The organism is Rhodococcus sp. P-2 (assembly GCF_016598535.1).
GTDB lineage: Bacteria > Actinomycetota > Actinomycetes > Mycobacteriales > Mycobacteriaceae > Rhodococcus_F > Rhodococcus_F baikonurensis.
In genome coordinates, this window is the sequence record NZ_CP066779.1 from 5624947 (window position 1) to 5643058 (window position 18112).

Sequence of the window (18112 nt, forward strand, 5' to 3'; positions counted from 1 at the left end):
TTACGGTGTGACGATATTGAAACTGGGATCGAAAGTGTCCAGTAACCCTCCCAGCGTCTCCAGCGCCGATCCGTCTCCGTCGAGCGAAATCTTCCCCGCCTTGGCCAGTTGGGCGGCGGCGCCCGGCTGTAGAAGTGCCCCTACCAGTGCGGCTTTCGGTCCGGAGACGGTCAGTGGTGTGTTCGGTGACGCGCCCTTACGTGCGTTGAGAACGCCGCGCTTGACCCACACGGTCCATGCCTCGTCGCTGTGATCGGTGAACACGAAATCGATGCGCAGGTCCGCGTCGGCTGCCTTCTCGCCGATCAGATGTATTGCGACGAAGTCGAAGAGGATGTCGATGGGCATCGCGAGGACACTGTCCTGACTCGCCGTGACATACGGGGCAGGCTGGGCACCTTCGCGTAGTTCCAGGGCGGCCGAGAGATAGATTCCACGCCACTGAGGCCCTTCGGCTTGATAACCCATCTGCTCGTAGACGTCGGCTTGGAGATTCCTCGCTTCGGTGTTCTCCGGTTGCGCGAAAACCAACTTGTGCAGAATCTCCGCCGCCCATCGGTAGTCCGCAGCCTCGAAGGCCCGTTTACCCTCGTCCAGGATCTTCTGCGCACCAAGGAGATCGACGAACCTCTTCGCCGATTCAACCGGCGGATGTGGATGAAGCGTCACCGGATCGCCGTCCCACATTCCCAGTTCCTTGGTGTACACGGCGCGCACGTCGTGGTGCAGAGTTCCGTGGTATCCGCGGTTGTACCACTTGCGCGCGAGCTCGTCCGGCAGTTCGATCACCTCGGCGGCTTCGAGCGGCGTGTACCCCTTGTTCGCGAGGCGGAGCGCCTGATCGTGAATGTACTTGTAAGTGTCCCTTTGAGATTCGATGAACGGAACCAGGTTCTCGTTGCCCCACACCGGCCAGGTGTGCGGTCCGTAGTGAACCGCAGCTTCGTCGCCCCACCGTTCGAGAGTCTCGTCCAGATAGCGAGCGAAGTTCCGAGCGTCGCGGGTGCGCGCGCCACGCAACGTCTGAATATTGTGGAGTGAGTGGTTGGCGTTCTCGGCGCACGTCAGGGCCGCGAGTTCCGGAATCCAGATGTGCATCTCCTCCGGCGCCTCGGTATCAGGGGCGTACAGGAACTCGAACTCCAGACCGGCGATCTCGCGCTTGGTTCCGGTCTCCGTGATGCTGTCAGTGGGAGAAATATACGAAATCAGTGGACCTCGAGTACTGATCGTGCCGATGCCGCACGTGACCATCCCCTTGGCATCGAGGTCGAGCAACCCGCCGAATGCGTAGAAGGACCGTCTCGCCATGGCATTTCCCGCGACGACGTTTTCACCGATTGCAAACTTGTCGAACGAGGCGATCGTGCCCGGCGCGATGATCGGCACTCGCCCCGACGTCACGTCGTCGAGGTCGACGATCCCTTTGACGCCGCCGTAGTGATCGATATGTGTGTGCGTGTAAATGATTGCCGCGACAGGCTTGTCGCTGACGTGCTCGCGAATCATCTTCATGCCCTGCCGTGCCGATTCGACCCCTGCCATGCAGTCGATGACGATCAGCCCCTCGTCACCTTCGACAACCGTCAAATTGGCCAGATCGTTGTTTCGGACCTGATAGAGACGATCCGTTACCTGGTAGAGCCCTCCGCGACGCATCAGTTGACCCTGGCGCCACAGGCTCGCATTGACGGTGTCGGGTGCCGGAACGTCGTCACCGATGTACGCCATTGCCTCGGGGTCGAAGACAACGTGCCCGTCATCGGCCACCACCTTGCCCGGCAACGGGGCGATCAGACCGCGATCGGCATCGGCAAAATCTTGCCGGTCCTCCATGGCATACCGCGAAAGCGCTTCGCGATTCGCCGCGACCGTGGCCGGTGTTGCGTCCTTAGGTGTCTGGCACATGGCACTCCCCGCTCGGATACGAGTCGATCAGATACCCCATCATCTGTATCGGGTGCGAACACACTTGGAATCACCCGCGCAGGGTGAAGCTCGAGCGGACGCTCGGTGGTTATCCGTTCGGTTCCTCGGAATTTCGAGATGCAAGTGCAATCGCCAGGACTGCGAGCCCACACCCGGCAACCAGGATCCATCCCGGCCTCGATGCTTGCGCGACATCCACCGGGGCGCTGCCACCGATGATCCCTCCTGCCAGCGCCACACCGAGAGCGGCGCCGAATTGGCGTGCACTGGAGGTTATTCCACCGGCAAGCCCGGCCTGCGATCTCGGCAGCCCGTTGACGGCAGTGTTGGTGATGGGGGCATTCGAGAACCCGAATCCGATACCGAGGAACAGGTAGGCGGCCAACAGCGTCGGAATCGCCGTGTTGTTGTCGAGCGCGACCAGGCACAGCCCGCCGAGTGTCGTGAAGCTACCGGCGATCAGTAGCGGCCGCCGCGGACCGAAGCGCCCGACGAGAATTCCGGACAACGGCGCGCAGACCGTTGCTGCAACAGCCATCGGGAGGGTGATCGCACCGGCCAAGGCCGGACTCATACCGCGGGAGTGTTGGAGATAGAACGTCCCGAGCAGCAGCGTCGCGTTCAAGGCTACGAACACCACGACCGCGCCGATCACGGCCGACGAAAACGGCCGTCGGCGAAACAGTGCGAGATCCATGAGTGGCTCGTGCTTTCGTGATTCGACGCGAATGAACGCGACCAACGCTGCAGCGACGACGACGTACCCGGCCGTCGCCGCGGCAGAGAACCAACCGATTCGCGGACCCTCGATCAGAAGGGCAACCGCACCGCCGACAAGAATCACCAGCAACAGCTGACCGGGAAGATCGAGACGTCGCGACTGCTGCGCTCGGGACTCCGGTACAAACGCAGCAGTCAGGGCGAGCACGGCCAAGATCACGGGCACGTTGATCCAGAAGACCGATCGCCAGCCGAAACTTTCGATGAGCACCCCGCCGACGATCGGACCGGCCGCCATACTCAGGCCGAAGACGGCAGCCCACACCCCGATCGCCTTGGCCCGCTCCTTCGGGTCGGTCATCACGTTGACCACGATCGCGAGGGCAACCGGGCTGAGCATCGACCCGCCGACGCCCTGGAAGATCCGCGCAACGATCAGCACCCCGACGGACGGAGCGAGTGCGCAGGCGATCGACGCCACCCCGAAGACAACGAGGCCGATCTGAAAAACTCGTCTCCTGCCGAAACGATCGGCCACCGCTCCGGACGAAATCAGCAAGCTCGCCAACACAAGTGTGTACGCGTTGACGACCCATTCGAGACCACGGGTTCCGACACGAAATCCCTCCCCGATCGTCGGCAGGGCCACGTTCACGATGGTCGTGTCCAACCCGACGACGAACAGACTCGTGCAGCAGATCGCCAGGACTCCCCATCGCCGCCCTGCATCAAGTCCGATCACTTGCGTTTCGTCGGTCCCGCTCGAAGGTTTCATGGTCGGACTCCATCTCTCGAAGTGTTCTGCCGTGCTCGACTGCCGCGAGGATCGTCACCCGCACACCTGCGAACCCGTTAGAAAACTTGCAGAAACTGCAAAGATGGACAGCATGGATGCTGAATTCGAGCAGTTGATCGCCGATATCGGACCGAGGCTGCGCACGCTTCGACGCGATCGCGGGTTGACTCTCGAGGTGCTGTCCGAGGCCACCGGTATCTCCGTCAGCGCACTCTCACGCCTCGAATCGGGTAACCGTCGTCCGACCCTCGATCTGCTGTTACCGCTCGCGCGGGCTCATCGGGTTGCACTGGACCAACTCGTCGGCGCTCCCGCTACGGGCGATCCCCGGGTTCACCTCACTCCGAGTCGACGCAAGAACGGCAGTGCCGTCGTTCCGTTAACGCGTTATCCCGGACGCGTGCAGGTGTTCAAGCAGGTGATCGGTCCACGTCCACCGAAGCTCGTCACCCACGCCGGCTACGAATGGCTCTACGTCCTCGCCGGGAATCTGCGTGTCATTCTGGGTACGAACGAGGTTGTCCTGCGCCCCGGTGAAGTCGCGGAGTTCGACACTGCCGAGCCCCATTGGTTCGGGCCCGCCGATGAACAGGTGGTGGAAATCTTGCATCTGTTCGGCCCGCAAGGCGAGAAGGCGCATGTGCGCACGACGGCAAGAACGACTACTCCACAAGACCTCGTTCACGAAAGCTAGTTCACTGCATGCGTTTTCAGTCGGTTCGACAGTGTATGAGCGTGCTCGAGGAGTAGCGTTCCCAACTCGGCATGGCGTGCGGGCCGGAAGCGAGTTTCCACTCCGGTCAGGCTCAGCGCCCAGGCCGGGCGACCGTTGCGGTCGAACACCGCGGCACCCATCCCCCAGCTTCCTTCGACGATGAGAGCCGGATTGACGGCGTAGCCGGTGACACGCGTCGACTCGATTCGCTCGCGGATTGACGTCTCACTGTGGATCTCGCCCCATTCCGGTTCCAGATTCACTCGGACGAAATAGTCGTCGACGTCCCGCGTCGGTAGGTGACTCAAGATGGCAAGGCCGGCCGACGCGACTCCCAACGGGAATCGCTTCCCCTCGTGCAACACGTGGGATCGCAGCGGAAAACTGCCTTCCTGATTCAGGACGCAGACTGTCTCGTCACCTCGACGTGCCGACAGGAATGCGCTCTCCCCCGTGACCCGGGCAAGTTCGTCGACGACGTCGCGAGCGCGGTCGGTGATGTCGTACCTGTTTCCCGCCGCCGCCCCCAGCAGGTACAACTCCGGACCGAGAGACCACCGACCGGTTCTCGCATCACGGTCGACCAGTCCTTCGGCAGCCAGAGACGTGAGGAGCCGATGCGCGGTGGGGCGAGCGAGGCCGGTGCCCTTGCCCAGTTCCGTGGTGGAAGTACCCGTTGGCTCGGACGCGCCGAGAGCTCGCAGAAGTGCCGCCACCCGCGCGACCATGGCCGGCGATTGCTCGTGAGTTGGCATGCAGCCATCCTAGCGTCCATTGAGTGAACGAAATTTCTTCAGATGATCAGTAGCCGATCAGTTCTGCATTGATGGTCGAGATTCCTTGAACCTGTGAACTGGAGATAGTTCACTGGATACCGAAGTGAGTGAGTGTCTACTCAATGAACGCTTGGCAGGGAGAGAACATGACAGCAAAGGTGTACGAGTCCGCAGCGGACGCAGTCGCCGACATCGTCGACGGCGCAACGCTGGCCGTCGGCGGATTCGGTTTGTGCGGCATACCCGACGTACTGATCGACGCGATCGCAGCAACGAGCGCAACCGACCTCGAAGTGTTCTCCAACAACTGCGGCGTCGACGATCACGGTCTCGGAATCTTGCTGAGCGCGGGACGCATCCGGCGGGTGACCGCGTCGTACGTCGGCGAGAACAAGGAGTTCGCACGGCAGTACCTGGCCGGCGAACTCGAAGTGGAACTGACGCCGCAGGGCACGCTCGCCGAGCGTCTGCGCGCCGGCGGAACCGGAATCCCGGCGTTCTTCACACCGGCCGGCGTGGGTAGCCCCATCTCCGACGGCGGAATGCCATGGCGCTACGACGCCGACGGCTCGATCGCTATTGCATCGCCTCCGAAGGAGACTCGCGTCTTCGGAACCAAGCGCTACGTGATGGAAGAGGCGATCAACGCCGACTACGCGCTCGTACACGCTGTTCTCGGTGACACCGACGGCAACCTCGTGTTCGACAAGACCGCAATGAACTTCAACCCTCTCGCTGCCATGGCCGGTCGCATCACCATCGCGCAGGTGGAACGCCTCGTCGAACCCGGTGAAATCGACCCGGCGTCAGTGCATCTACCTGGGGTGTTCGTCCAGCGCGTTGTCCACACCGGACCTCAGAACAAGCGAATCGAAAAGCGAACCGTCAGCGCTTCGGAAGGAACCACACGATGACCGCACCAGTGACAGTGACGGGTTGGACGCGCCAGCAGATGGCAGCACGGGCGGCTGCCGAGATGATCGACGGCGAGTACGTCAACCTCGGAATCGGTCTTCCCACACTGATTCCCGGATACCTGGGCTCGGACGTTCGCGTGGTCCTGCACTCGGAGAACGGAATTCTCGGAACGGGACCGTATCCCACCGAGGACAACGTCGATCCTGACCTCATCAATGCCGGCAAGGAGACGGTCACCGTCAATCCCGGTGCAGCATATTTTGATTCGGCCCTCTCGTTCGGGATGATTCGCGGCGGACACATCGACACCGCGGTCCTCGGCGGCATGCAGGTATCGAAGACCGGTGACCTCGCCAACTGGATGGTCCCCGGCAAGATGGTCAAGGGCATGGGCGGCGCGATGGACCTGGTCCACGGTGCCCGTCGTGTCATCGTCGTCATGGAGCACAACGACCGCGACGGTAACCCGAAGATCGTCGACGCCTGCACACTGCCGCTCACCGGCCAGGGCGTGGTGAATCGGATCATCACCAACCTCGCCGTCATCGACGTGAGTGAGGACGGCCCACTCGTCCTGCGTGAACTCGCCCCCGATGTCAGCGTCGAAGACGTAGTCGCCGCAACCGGCACCGAACTGAAAGTTGAACTGGCATGACCGACACGACCACTGTGATTGTTGCGGGAGCTCGTACCCCGATGGGTCGACTCCTCGGATCGTTGAAAGACCTCTCCGGGTCCGACCTCGGCGGCATCGCCATCAAAGGCGCCCTCGACAAGTCCGGAGTCGCGTTACGGCGGTCATAGCGAAGGGGAAACGCCCGGTCCCATTCCGAACCCGGAAGCTAAGCCCTTCAGCGCCGATGGTACTGCACTCGACAGGGTGTGGGAGAGTAGGACACCGCCGAACACACTGTAAGAGAAGCCCCCCAACCAGTCATGGTTGGGGGGCTTTCTCATACCCAAAACACACCCCCCGACCGTGAGCGAACGGTACATTCGTCGCCTCAGATCGACCGAACGTACCGTTCACAACATCAGGGCAGGCCACTGCCGGCACCGTCGCGGCCGGCGCACCACCCCGCCCGACGTCGAGCGAACGGTACCTTCATCGCCTCAGATCGACCGAACGTACCGTTCACACGATCGGGGCAGGGCAGGGCAGGTGAACGGCTGGACAGAACCGACAGGCGTTATCGCAGAGCCGCCTGCAGCACCTCGCAGAGCACGTCCAGCGTCCTCGAGTACTGCGACTGCGTCGGCGTGCTGTAGCCGACGACGATGCCGTCACCGCCGCCGACTGACGACACGTCGGGATGTCGGAAGACGGACAGCCCTTCGAGCCCGAGATCGCGCGCCTTGGCCGCTGCAAGCACAGATTGTTCGGTGCCGGAGGGAAGACGGATCACAGCGTGAAGTCCCGCGGAGATCCCCTCGACCTTGACCTGGGGTACTCGCTGCGCAAGGGTCGCAACCAGTTGATCGCGTCGTCGTCGGTACGAGGTCCGCATCTTTCGAATATGACTGTCGAATCTTCCGGACTCGATGAAGTCCGCCAAGGTCAATTGATCCGTTGAACTGACCCAGCGTTCGTAGGGTCCCTTTATCGCGAGGACGGGATCGATCAGCCTGTCCGGCAACACCATCCATCCGATGCGAATGGCCGGCGACAGTGTCTTGCTGACAGTGCCCAGGTACGCGACGTGCTGCGGCGCAATTCCTTGGAGTGCGCCGACAGGCTTTCTGTCGTAACGGAATTCGCCGTCATAGTCGTCCTCGATGATGACGCCGCCGGTAGTCGCGGCCCATTCGAGAGCGGTCGCGCGCCTCGCCGGTGTGAGGGGGCCTCCGAGGGGGAACTGATGGGTCGGTGTCAGCAGAACACTCTCAGCAGATGTTGACGCCAATTCGTCTGTGCAAGTGCCTGATTCGTCGACCGATAGGGGAATCGTCAGAAGCCCTTCGTCGACAAGTAGCTGTCGGTGCAGGTGAAGGCAGAAGGCGTCGACGGCAATCGTTCCTCCGAGTGCGCGGGCAAGGAGGGAGATCCCGTGACCCGAGCTGGCGCTGATCACAATGCGGTTCGGATCGACGCGAACGCCTCTGGTGCGGCTCAGGTATGTGGTGAGGGCGTTTCGGAGTTCTACTCGGCCTCTGGGATCAGTGGTCGCGAATGCGTCGGTCGGCGCGGTGGTCAAAGCACGTCTGGCGGACGAAATCCATGCAGTGCGGGGAAACGCAGACGCGTCCGGCGATCCGGGGAGAAGGCTGTAGGTCAAGCGCCGTCGGGTCGGTGACGGCTCGACCTCGCGACTGTGTGTGCTGGCGAGTGTGGCGACCACGGTTCCGGAACCCGGCCGTGTGACAAGCCACCCAGCTGCGGCGAGCTCGGCGTAACAGTCCGCAACAGTGTTTCGGGCAACTCCGAGGTCGACGGCGAGGGTGCGGGAAGGTGGGAGTCTGGTGCCGGGCTTCAACAGTCCACTGTCGATCGCGTCGCGAAGCGTCTGAAGCAGCGCAGTGCGAACCCCGATTCCCTGTGGCAACTCGATATGTAGATCGAACCCAAGATTGGCCCATGAATTCATCACCGGATTGAACCATGTTTCGGGGTCTTTCCGGGATTACGGTTTGAGTATGACTACAGCAACAGGACAACGACTGGATATCGCAAAGCTGGCGCCCGAGGTCTACAACGCCATGATTGCGTTGGATGCCGCTGCGCGAAAGGGGCTGGAGCCGACGCTCGTCGAGCTGGTACTCACGCGCGCGTCGCAGCTGAATCATTGTGCGTGGTGCTTGGACATGCATACGCGAGACGCTCGGAAGGTCGGAGTGACGGAGCAGAAGCTCTACCTACTGAACGCGTGGGAAGAGGCGCGAGGGATGTACTCCGATCGCGAACGCGCCGCACTCGCTTTGACCGAGGCCGTGACAGTCCTTACCGACGGTTTCGTTCCGGACGAGGTGTACAGCGAGGCCGCCGCAGAGTTCTCGGACGAGGAACTGGCCCAGCTCATCAGCGTCATCTTGACGATCAATGCGTGGAATCGCATCGCGGTGACCACGAGGAAGGCGCCGCCGGTACGGAGCTGACCCCGAGCCGCATTCGTCACGTGCGATCGGCGACCGGCTGTCTCGGTCGGAGATCTGGGCAATCACTCCAAAGAGGACCAAAAGATTGCTTTCTACTGTGAACAAAACCGACTGAATCTTTGAATGTGATGCAAATCACATAGTCTTGGTCGGAAGGCTGTGCCGGACGCCCGCAGATTGTCGGGATTCCGACAAAGCAGTCTCTGTTGAATTATCCACTGAAGGGGCCCGCCATGCGGGCCCCTTCTTTTGTGTACGGACCGAAAGCGCCCCTTCCTGTGGGTTTCCCGGGAAACCGTGAGTTATCGACTGGCTAGCAGTCGAGGATTGCCGTGATCTTCGGGGTTGGGTGAGCCATTTTTGGGTTGATCGTGACGGTTGTGCGGTTGGACAAGATTCCAGTCACCGACTTGGCTAACTTGTCGCCCGTAGTGCCTTGCGACGTTCGCCTGCTCGGAGCGTGGGTGGACTTTCTTGAAACATGCACTACATTGCCATCTAGTAACTGGCCGGTTGCCAAAAGTAGCTGGCCGATCCTCTCGGAAGTGAGTGCTGGACCGCGTGGTCTTGGGATTCCAGGCAACCTCCCCGCTACCGAAATGTCTTGAAAGGGAAGCTTTGATGACTGTGTCTGGTTCACGGCGGAGGCCGCTTGCTCTCCGACTCTCGCTAACCGCAGCTATTGCCGTAACGGTGGCCGGCAGTAGCGTTGCTTTTGCTTCGCCGGCCGTCTCCGCGCCACTGCCGGTGCGAACCGCTGCCGCTCCGGCGTTCACTGCCGGGTTGTGCGAGGGCACCGAGTACACACCCTCGGAGCAGATGCTCGACATCTCCGGCGTTCGACTGGACCATTACAACGACGGCAACATCGTGCCGATGTACGGCACCACCGATCGAGGTACCTCGACGGCGGTGGATGCTCCGGTCTGCGGTGTCCGCGACGTCGACGGAATTGCGAAGTCGGAATGGATGTACTGCACGGACTTCGATCTCGATCCGTGTTCCGGCGTCGACGAAAATGGTTTGCCGGTCGACAAGCACAACGACGAGATGGGCGCGACGGTGCCGTCTTCGGGCAATCCCGATTTGTCGGCCGACGATCTCGCTGTCATCAGTTGGTTGCTGCAAAATCCCGCCAAACTCGACGGCACTGTTTCGGGCAATGGCAGTGAGAATGCACGTTCGGCGCGCCAGACGCTGGTGTGGTGTGTCTCGGACTACGACAATCCGCTGATGGCCGACTTCAAAGGCCTGTGCGACAGGAACATCGGCGCCGACGAGCGAGCTCGCATCGTCGAGATCATGAACGTGACGCAAACGCTTGATCTTGCCCGCAAGACGCCGGCGACGGGCACTCTGAAGGCCGGGGAGACCGCCGTCTTCACTCTGAACACGAATATGTACCGGAAGCCGATCACTGTTCAGTCCTCGGCGGGAACGGAACTCACTGTCTGTGGTGACAATGCCAAGGCGACGCTGAGTGGAAACCAGTTGACCGTTGACGGTCGCGGAGATGCACCGACTGCCGTTGAACTTTGCCTCGCCGCCACAAACGCCGGGGACTACTCCGTGACCGCAAGTGTCATTCCGGATTCGGTCGAGAACCTGCACTGGAACACGGCCGGGGCAGAGTGCCAGATCTTCGCGTCGTTCGACACCGTTCGGCCGGCTTCGATGAATGCGTCTGCCACCGTCGGATATGCGGCAGCGCCCACGACGACACCCGCAACAACGACACCCGCAACAACGACACCAGCAACAACGACACCTGCAACCACGACACCGTCGACGACGACCCCGGCCACTACGACGCCTGTAACCCCGGTCGTTCCGATCGTGCCGATTGTTCCGATCGTGCCCATCGTTCCGATTGTGCCGGTCGTGCCGGTAGTTCCGGGTGTCCCTGTTCCCTCGCAGCCCGTTGCCACGCCTGCAACTCCGGCGCCGACGACTCCGAAGCCTGCCACCGGACCTCGCCCGGTTGCCATCGACGGTGGTGCTGCTGAACAGAATTCGGGCCGTAACGTCGCCGTCGCAGTGACCGGCCTCGGGCTTGTCGGAATGGCTGCTGCCGGAGCAGTTGCTCTCCGACGTAAGCGTTCCTGACACCAGGCAAATGCAGTAGACGTCGGCACCGATCACAGGCTGTGTGATCGGTGCCGGCACTGATCAGACGCAGGGGGCGTCAATTCGCAAGAGGTGCCGGGGGCACCTAATCCCGCAGGAGACAGTTCGATGACCATGTACGAGTCGGATCCCAATCCATCCAATCCATACGACGATCCCGACGATGATCGGCCCGCGAACACCGGCAAGGGGCGTCGTGTCGCGTACATCCTGGCCGTTGTCGCGGTGCTTGTCGCTGGTGCTTCCATGGCCTTCGTCGGCCTGCGATCATCCGATGACAGTGCCGCGATCCCGCTGAGTCCGGGAGTTGTCATGTCGCACTCCGCGAATCCGGCAGCGCCCACTGATGAGTTGATGACTCCCAACACCCTTTCGCTCGACCCGGTCGGGGTTCAGGCGCCGATCGTGGACGCCACCGTGCCGGAAGGAGTTTTCACTCCGCCGGAGAACGTCAAGAACGTCGGAATCTGGCTCGATGGTGCATCTCTCGATTCCGCCACCGGCACGACCTTGATTGCCGGACACGTCAATCTGACCGGCCAGGGTAACGGTGCGCTGTTCGACCTGGGCACGATCGAGCCGGGTGAAGTGATCCGTACATCAGACGCGACGGGCAAGAGCACGTCGTGGAAGGTGACTGCGGTTACGACGCGCCCGAAGGCCGATGGTGTGGAGGAAAGCGTGCTGGCCGGCCCGGAAGGCCCTCGCAAGTTGGCAGTCGTAACCTGCGGCGGCGAACTGCAATTCGAGGATGGTGTGGGCAACTACGCCGACAACGTCTATCTGTATGCGGACCTGATGGTCTGACGCATTGGAAATCGTGCCCGTTGGATAGTGTCGCAGGTATGGATCTTCACCTGTCTGGAAAGCGTGCGATCGTTGCCGGTGGTAGCAAGGGGATCGGTCTGGCAATCGCCAGAGGTCTGGCCGCTGAAGGTGTCGACATCGCGATACTCGCACGCACTGAGCAAACGGTCGAAAGCGTTGCACGAGATTTGGTTTCGGAGTTCGGAATTCGTGCGATCGGAGTCGTGACGGATACACGCGACGACGACGCGGTTCAGGCGTCGGTGCGGCAAGTAGTAAAGGAGCTCGGCGGTGTCGACATTCTGGTCAACTCCGCAGCGACTCCGTTCAGCGCCGGAAAGCCGACGGATTTCGAGGCGACCACCGACGACGTCGTGCGAGACGAAGTCGAAGTGAAAGTGCTCGGGTACCTGCGAACCGCACGGGCTGTGGCGCCGTATCTGATCGATCAGGGTTGGGGTCGGATCATCAACATCAGTGGGTTGGGCGCGAGGCAGGCCACCTCGATCGCCCACACGATCCGCAACGTCAGTGTTTCTGCTCTGACCAAGAATCTTGCAGACGAGCTGGGCCCCAAGGGAATCAACGTCACCGTCGTCCATCCGGGTGTGACGAGAACCGAAAGGTTGACCGCACGGATTACCCGCGAGTCGGAAGAGTCGGGCCGCTCGGCGGCCGAGGTGGAGCGGGGTATCGCGACGAACTCGATACACCGGATCATCGACGCGGAAGAGGTGGCTGACGTCGTGACCTTCCTGGCATCGCCGCGAAGCATCGCTATCACCGGTGACGCAGTGGCAGCGGGCGGAGGAGTGCCGGGGCCGGTCTACTACTGAAAACTCGCGTGCTGCTACCTGCTCGCGGTGGTGACGATCGTGTGCACGCGTCCGCCGCCGAGTCTCTTGCTTTCGTACATCGCCGAATCGGCAACTTTCTGCATATCCGTGAACGCGGTTGCCCGCTCCTCACCTGCGGTCAATTTGTGGGTGCGCACGGCGATTCCGATGCTCGACGTCGACGGGATCTCGTCGGTATTCGAGTGCATGGCAGGCCCGATCGAGTCGAGCATCGGACCGATTGCCGGCACGGAAAGTCTTTGAGCGAGGATGAATTCGTCGCCGCCGACCCGCGCGACGACAGCATCAGCATGCGCCCAGGACGACAAGCGCTGTGCCACCCGAAGAATGATGCGATCGCCTACGTCGTGACCGTGGACGTCGTTGATCGTCTTGAACCTGTCGATGTCGATTGCGATCACCAGTAGGGCTGCCGATTCCTGGCGCTGGAACTCCGCGAGTACCTTCTCGACGTGGCGATCGAGGCCGCGACGGTTCAGGAGGCCGGTCAGGGGGTCGAGGTCGGAGCTGGATGCGTCCATGCTGAGCATCGTCAGCACGATCTGTGAGATGAACGCGCAGACCACGAGTGCGGTGACGACGACCAGCACTTTCGAAGCACCCAGTGCCGGATCGCGGTCCGGGCCGAACAGTATCGGCTGCGCCGCCACCACGATCATCACAACAGAGAAGGTCAGGTGTGCGATCTGCAACTTCGGGTTGTGAAAATAGGCGATGTAGATGCCGATCAGCGCAAAAATGACGCAGGTGAGCAATCGTGCAAGCTGCGAGGAATCCCCGACCACGGAAATCGTGACTGCGATATCGCAGAACACCACGAATCCGAACGAGCGCCGCTTGGTCGGACCGAAGACCCACCAGGAGACTCCGACCACGAAGCACGAGATCACGACGACAGAGTTGAAGAACAGCGCGATAGTGCTCGTCGGGCCGGCGGGGCTGAACCTGTTGAGTAGCGCGCACACGCCCAACCCGATGACGATGATGCCAAGTAATAGCCGGGTGGCAGTGGTGAGGCCGTTGTCGCGAAGATAGCGAGTGAAGCGGTCGTATTGATCGGGAAGAGCTAACCACTCGCGGGTCAGCGTCCTCATGGACTTCATCTGCGACGTCATGAGTGCTTCAGTCTGCGAAGGCGGGAGTGTGCGCCATTCATCGCGAACTGACTCCTCGGCTGTCTGGCACCTTGCAATGCTAACTGGATCGATGCCGCATTGGACCGAGATGTTCGGATCGGCGACCCGCATGTCTGGGTTGCGCCAGCGTGGAGTATAAATACATCTTGTGTCTATGTTGTATTCCGCTTCCGAAACCGTCTTCCGCGAAGTCAAGGAACTGATCCTGTCCGGCGAGCTCGCCGGAGGGGAGTTGATCAGTGAGGGTGACATCGCCGCACGGACCAATGTGAGCCGAACGCCGGTGCGTGAGGCATTTCTGCGACTGGAAGCGGAAGGCTGGATGCGCCTCTACCCGAAGAAGGGGGCGTTGATCGTCCCGGTCGCGGACGGGGAGGCGGAACATGTGGTCAGTGCCAGGCAACTCGTCGAGACTCAGAGTGTTCGAGTGGTGTCGGTCCGACCCCACGCACGCGAAGCGCTTGTCGCAGCGTTGCGCGCGAACCTGATCGAGCAACGTGAGATTGCTGATCGCGGGGACGTCGCCGCGTTCAGCGCGATCGATGCGGATTTTCACAAGATGATCGTTGCCGCCGGTGGGAACCCACTGCTCGACTCGTTCTACGCGAGTCTGCGCGACAGGCAACGGCGGATGACAGCGCGGTCGATCTCACGCGACCCCGGCCAACTCTCTCGCATCCTTGTCGATCACACCGCGCTGACCGACCTTGTCGAAACAGGCGATGCCGACGGATACAACACTGCCGTACTCACGCACATGCGCCAGGTGCATGGACTCGGCTTCGAAGGAACTCTGTGATGAGCACCCAAACGATGGGCGCTGGGACCGCGGCCGAACCTCGTCTCGACAGTGCACGCGCCGACGGCGGAAAATGGCTGTGGCTGACCGTCGCCGCCAGCATGTTCGCTGCAGCGTGGGGTGGTAACGAGTTCACGCCACTGCTGGTGATGTACCGACTCGACCACGGCTATTCGCCGGTGATGGTCGACTTCTTCCTTTTCGCCTACGTGGTCGGGATCGTGCCGGCTCTCCTGCTCGGCGGACCGCTGTCCGATCGATTGGGCCGACGCCCGATCATGCTTCCGGCGCCGATCATCGCGATCGCCGGCTCGACGCTCCTCGCTTTCGGCGCCGACTCCGCCGCCGTCCTGATTCTGGGAAGGATCCTCTGCGGAATCGCCTTGGGGATCGGAATGGCCGTCGGCGGTTCGTGGGTGAAGGAGTTGTCCACGCAGCCCTGGGATTCGGCGGCGTCGGAAGGTGCGGGCGCCCGGCGAGCGGCGATGAGTCTGACCGCCGGCTTCGCTTTGGGTGCGGGTGCTGCGGGAATCTTGGCGCAGTGGGCGCCCATGCCGAGTGCGTTGGCGTACGTGCTGCACATCGTGATCACCGTGGCTGCGGGCGTGGCGCTGTGGCGTGCGCCTGAAACCCGGCCGGCGCAGGAGAAATCCGAGCGACGCAGGTTGATCGACGACCTCAAGATCCCCTCGGCAGGCCATCGCAGATTCCTCTACGTCGTTGTTCCCTTGGCCCCGTGGGTGTTCGGTGCTGCCAGTGTCGCGTATGCAGTGATTCCATCGCTGATGACCGGGCACAGTGGCGATGCGCCCGTGGCCTTTTCGGCTCTGCTGTGCATGGTCGCGCTGACGTGCGGGTTCGCGATTCAGTCATTGGGGCGCAAGATCGATACCGACCGCAGCGCGCGGGGCGCTCTGGTGGCGCTGGTGTTTCTGGTGGTCGGTATGGCGGCTGCCGCTCTGGTCGCGTCGACGCTGACCGTGGCGGTTGCGATCGTCGCTGCAGCGATTCTCGGCTGTGGGTACGGCATGGCATTGGTGTCCGGATTGCTGGAGATCCAGCGAATTGCGGGGCCGGATGATCTGGCAGGGCTGACGGCAGTGTTCTACTCGATCACCTATATCGGATTTGCCGTGCCGGCACTGCTGGCGATGCTGTCGGAAAGCATTCCGGCGCTGAGCTATACGGTGACGCTCCTGTTCGGATCCGTTGCCGCGGCTGCTTGCCTGGTGCTGATCCTCTTCAAGTCACGTTCGCATCTTCCGGCTGTCTGATGCCGCCGGCCCGCCGACTCCGGTGAGAGTCGGCGGACCGGGATCAATCACGCGTCTACAGTTGCGGACCCGTTCTCAGAACTGTGAACCGAACTGTGTGTCGTACCAGCCGGAACCGATGCGGTCTTGTTCAGGCCGTTGAGCAATCCGGTGATATCGACGCCTGAGCTCTCCAGAGTTTCGATGACGCCGGCAATCACCTGGGGGCTGATGCCCAGGATCGAGCCGATCGAACCCTGCGCCCCGTCACTTCCCCCGACGATGGAGATGCGATCGATGTCGCCGACCGGCTTCGCTGCCGCCGCGGTGGCGTCGACCAGCGCCGCCAGAACGTCAGGCAGAGTGAGCAACTGCGCGGCCTGCGGGGTGTAGGAGTTGAGTGCCTCGGCGATCTGACGCTTACCCGCAGCCTCCGCTTCGAGTTTGGCGCGCAAACCATCTGCCTCGGCTTGCTGCTCGGCGCGAACTGCGTCGGCCGCTACCTTGCGGCCGTCAGCTTCGGCTTCCAGACGTGCTCGCAGACCGTCTGCGTCAGCCTGCTGCTCGGAGCGAACGGCGTCGGCGACGAGCTTTCGTGCATCAGCCTGAGCGCCACCGGCCTGCCTCGCGGACTCTGCCTGTGCCTGGGCGCGGAGGATCGCAGCCTGTCGCTCGCCCTCTGCGCGTGCGATGGAAGCTTGCCGTTCGGCCTCGGCCGGCGCGATGACGTCTGCCTGCAATGCGGCTTCCGATTGCTGGGCGCGTCGACGCTCGACCTCGGTGCGAGCTTCGACGCGGGCCGCCTCGGCCTGCTCACGTGCGATGCCGACGGCCTTCTCCGCTGTTGCCTGCGCGAGAGGTCCGGCCTGGTCGGCTTCGGCGTTCTCGGCTTCGGTCTGTGCTCGCAGACGAGCGAGTTCGACGTCGCGCTTCTGATTCGCACTCGCGATCGCGGTGTCGGCTTCGGCCTGTGCGACGGACCCGGCCTGGCGCGCCTTTGCCGACTGGATCTGCGAATCACGTTCGGCTTCAGCGGTTCCGATCGCGGCGTCACGCTTGACCTCGGCGATTCGACGCTGACCGAGCGATTCGAGATACCCGTTGAAGTCGGAGATTCCCGCGATCTTGATGACATCGACTTCCATGCCGATGCGGGCGAGGTCGCCGCCGGCCTCCTCGACAACACTGCGGGCGAGGGAGTCGCGGTTGGAGTTCAGGTCCTCGACGGTCATGGTTGCGGTGATTCCGCGCAGGCTACCTGCGAGGATTTCGTTGATCTGCTGCTGGAGTTCGTCGAGGTCGGAGGTCAGGAATCGTTGCACGGCAGTCTGAACCGCTTCGTCAGCGGAGCCGATCCGTACCAATCCGACTGCTTCGACGTTGACCGGAACACCGTCGTTGGAGAGCGCGTTCTTGAGGTTGATGCTGACGTTGAACGGCTCGAGCGACATGATGTCGACGCGTTCGATGCCGGGAATCTTGAACCGGGCACCGCCGCGTACCACTTTCGGCTTGCCTCGACCGGTGAAGACCGCCACTTCGTTCGGCGGGACCTTGACGTAGTTCTTCACGTAGATCGCGGGGAGAACGATGAAGATGATTACCGCGACTACAACCGCAATGATGATGATTGGCAGCATGTATCGAGTCCTTAGATCGCGTCGTCAACCGTGACGACGTGAAGGTATTGATCGTCTACATCGGCGATGTAGACGGTGGTGCCGGTGGTGAGCGCGATCGGCTGTGCACTGACGGCCTTGGCCTGCACGCGATTGCCTTCGGCGTCGACGAACGAGACTTCTCCCCAACCTTCGGCTGCGATGGTGAGGGTGACCGTGCCCAACAGCCCGGAGTATGAAGCTCGCCCGATGTGCGAATTATCTTGTTGTTCAAGGAGATAGGGAAGGAGAAGGCCGCGTGTGACGACAACGAGAACGGCGGCGAGTGCGAGTGCTGCAGTCACTGTTGCCAACGTCGGAGCGTCCGCGAGAGTGGCAGCAACGCCGCCGGCGCCGAAGCCGAAAAGTGCTGTGGCCAACGTTGTCAGGCTCAGAAATGGCAGCCCGTCTGCGTGGCCGCCGCCCAGATCTGCAACCTCGCCGACGGCAAAGGCTCCGATCAGAGCGACAACTCCGATCACGAAACATATTGTGAATACAACGAACATCGATCCCCCGATCTACCTG

General features: G+C 62.0%; 16 protein-coding genes, 1 rRNA gene and 1 pseudogene. 11 read left to right on the top strand and 7 right to left on the bottom strand.

Going from position 1 to position 18112, the window contains the following annotated elements:
• Both I7X09_RS26210 and I7X09_RS26215 read right to left on the bottom strand, forming a co-directional pair.
• Positions 1 to 1908 (bottom strand): alkyl/aryl-sulfatase, encoded by a 1908-nt coding sequence (locus I7X09_RS26210; protein ID WP_200314411.1) that lies wholly within the window; start codon positions 1906 to 1908, stop codon positions 1 to 3.
• A 109-nt stretch (positions 1909 to 2017) separates the two neighbouring features.
• Positions 2018 to 3424 (bottom strand): MFS transporter, encoded by a 1407-nt coding sequence (locus I7X09_RS26215; RefSeq protein WP_124567421.1) that lies wholly within the window; start codon positions 3422 to 3424, stop codon positions 2018 to 2020.
• Positions 3425 to 3536: 112 nt separating this feature from the next.
• Between I7X09_RS26215 and I7X09_RS26220 the strand changes: the two genes are divergently transcribed.
• Entirely contained in the window at positions 3537 to 4139 is a 603-nt protein-coding gene (locus tag I7X09_RS26220; RefSeq protein WP_200318091.1) for a helix-turn-helix domain-containing protein, read from the top strand.
• On the opposite strand, the gene I7X09_RS26225 is transcribed toward I7X09_RS26220, so the two are convergent.
• Positions 4136 to 4915, bottom strand: coding sequence for an IclR family transcriptional regulator (locus I7X09_RS26225; protein WP_095971793.1), 780 nt, complete (start codon positions 4913 to 4915; stop codon positions 4136 to 4138). The genes I7X09_RS26220 and I7X09_RS26225 overlap by 4 nt on opposite strands.
• 167 nt (positions 4916 to 5082) lie before the next feature.
• Here I7X09_RS26225 and I7X09_RS26230 point away from each other — a divergent pair, with 167 nt between their 5' ends.
• The 4 genes and pseudogenes from I7X09_RS26230 to rrf all read left to right on the top strand — a co-directional run bounded on the left by I7X09_RS26230 (position 5083) and on the right by rrf (position 6761).
• Positions 5083 to 5850 (top strand): CoA transferase subunit A, encoded by a 768-nt coding sequence (locus I7X09_RS26230; protein ID WP_172436629.1) that lies wholly within the window; start codon positions 5083 to 5085, stop codon positions 5848 to 5850.
• Positions 5847 to 6509 carry a 3-oxoacid CoA-transferase subunit B gene (locus I7X09_RS26235; protein WP_003941451.1) on the top strand — a complete coding sequence of 221 codons (663 nt, stop codon included), beginning with the start codon at positions 5847 to 5849 and terminating at the stop codon, positions 6507 to 6509. The genes I7X09_RS26230 and I7X09_RS26235 overlap by 4 nt, the downstream gene beginning before the upstream one ends.
• A pseudogene (locus I7X09_RS26240) lies at positions 6506 to 6643 on the top strand (acetyl-CoA C-acyltransferase); the annotation flags it as partial. The gene I7X09_RS26235 and the pseudogene I7X09_RS26240, both read left to right, overlap by 4 nt.
• Before the next feature lies 1 nt (position 6644).
• Positions 6645 to 6761, top strand: a 5S ribosomal RNA gene (rrf, locus tag I7X09_RS26245).
• Positions 6762 to 7044: 283 nt separating this feature from the next.
• Here the strand turns inward: rrf and pdxR are convergent.
• Entirely contained in the window at positions 7045 to 8439 is a 1395-nt protein-coding gene (gene pdxR, locus I7X09_RS26250) for a MocR-like pyridoxine biosynthesis transcription factor PdxR (RefSeq protein ID WP_200318093.1), read from the bottom strand.
• Between the two features lie 49 nt (positions 8440 to 8488).
• Here pdxR and I7X09_RS26255 point away from each other — a divergent pair, with 49 nt between their 5' ends.
• From I7X09_RS26255 to I7X09_RS26270, 4 genes are all read left to right on the top strand, one after another.
• Positions 8489 to 8947, top strand: coding sequence for a carboxymuconolactone decarboxylase family protein (locus I7X09_RS26255; protein WP_200314413.1), 459 nt, complete (start codon positions 8489 to 8491; stop codon positions 8945 to 8947).
• Between the two features lie 693 nt (positions 8948 to 9640).
• Entirely contained in the window at positions 9641 to 11053 is a 1413-nt protein-coding gene (locus I7X09_RS26260) for a hypothetical protein (protein ID WP_234036718.1), read from the top strand.
• A 129-nt stretch (positions 11054 to 11182) separates the two neighbouring features.
• Complete coding sequence (locus I7X09_RS26265) at positions 11183 to 11881, top strand: class F sortase (RefSeq protein ID WP_200314415.1); 699 nt, start codon at positions 11183 to 11185, stop codon at positions 11879 to 11881.
• Positions 11882 to 11919: 38 nt separating this feature from the next.
• Positions 11920 to 12717 carry an SDR family NAD(P)-dependent oxidoreductase gene (locus tag I7X09_RS26270; protein WP_200314417.1) on the top strand — a complete coding sequence of 266 codons (798 nt, stop codon included), beginning with the start codon at positions 11920 to 11922 and terminating at the stop codon, positions 12715 to 12717.
• 14 nt (positions 12718 to 12731) lie between these two features.
• Here the strand turns inward: I7X09_RS26270 and I7X09_RS26275 are convergent, their stop codons facing one another.
• Complete coding sequence (locus I7X09_RS26275) at positions 12732 to 13853, bottom strand: GGDEF domain-containing protein (RefSeq protein ID WP_200314419.1); 1122 nt, start codon at positions 13851 to 13853, stop codon at positions 12732 to 12734.
• Positions 13854 to 14028: 175 nt separating this feature from the next.
• Here I7X09_RS26275 and I7X09_RS26280 point away from each other — a divergent pair, with 175 nt between their 5' ends.
• Entirely contained in the window at positions 14029 to 14673 is a 645-nt protein-coding gene (locus I7X09_RS26280) for a GntR family transcriptional regulator (protein WP_095973438.1), read from the top strand.
• Positions 14673 to 15947, top strand: a complete 1275-nt coding sequence (locus I7X09_RS26285; protein WP_200314421.1) for an MFS transporter — start codon at positions 14673 to 14675, stop codon at positions 15945 to 15947. Before I7X09_RS26280 ends, I7X09_RS26285 begins: the two co-directional genes overlap by 1 nt.
• A gap of 47 nt (positions 15948 to 15994) precedes the next feature.
• Here the strand turns inward: I7X09_RS26285 and I7X09_RS26290 are convergent, their stop codons facing one another.
• Entirely contained in the window at positions 15995 to 17566 is a 1572-nt protein-coding gene (locus tag I7X09_RS26290; RefSeq protein WP_200314423.1) for a flotillin family protein, read from the bottom strand.
• 11 nt (positions 17567 to 17577) lie between these two features.
• Positions 17578 to 18093 carry a DUF1449 family protein gene (locus tag I7X09_RS26295; RefSeq protein WP_095973435.1) on the bottom strand — a complete coding sequence of 172 codons (516 nt, stop codon included), beginning with the start codon at positions 18091 to 18093 and terminating at the stop codon, positions 17578 to 17580.
• Positions 18094 to 18112 lie beyond the last annotated feature (19 nt).